Here is a 435-nt window from a genome sequence, read left to right as displayed (position 1 = left end):
GACATAGTACGCCACCAGTTGGTTTTGTCCCTGCTCGTCCGCTTGGGCCAGGACGATGACCTCTTGCACGTCCTCCACTTTCAATATTTGTGCTTCGACCTCGCCCAGTTCGATCCGGTAGCCCCGGATTTTCACTTGATGATCGATCCGGCCCAAGTATTCAATGTTGCCGTCCGGCATCCATCTTGCCAAGTCGCCTGTGCGGTACATCCGCTCATAGCCGGCTTCGCCAGACGCAAACGGGTTCGGTACAAATTTCTCCGCCGTCAGTTCTGGACGATCCAAATATCCACGCGCCAGACCCGGACCAGATACGCACAGTTCACCTGCTACGCCGACCGGAGCCAAATGTCCATGTACATCCAGCATGTACACCCGGTGATTCGGCATAGGACGACCGATGGAAATGAGTTGGCCTGCCCTTTCATCCTCGGA

Annotated in this window: 1 protein-coding gene; it reads right to left on the bottom strand. The window is 55.9% G+C overall.

What is annotated here, in order from left to right; all coding sequences use genetic code 11:
• On the bottom strand, positions 1–435 hold a 435-nt coding region (locus tag HFD99_RS24965), incomplete at both ends, for an AMP-binding protein (RefSeq protein WP_167441066.1).

Origin of the sequence: Paenibacillus sp. EKM301P (assembly GCF_011800295.1) — a bacterium.
In the GTDB taxonomy this organism is placed as follows: Bacteria; Bacillota; Bacilli; order Paenibacillales; family Paenibacillaceae; genus Paenibacillus; species Paenibacillus polymyxa.
The sequence above is the reverse complement of the archived record's forward strand: the minus strand, read 5'-3'. Positions and strand labels throughout refer to the sequence as shown.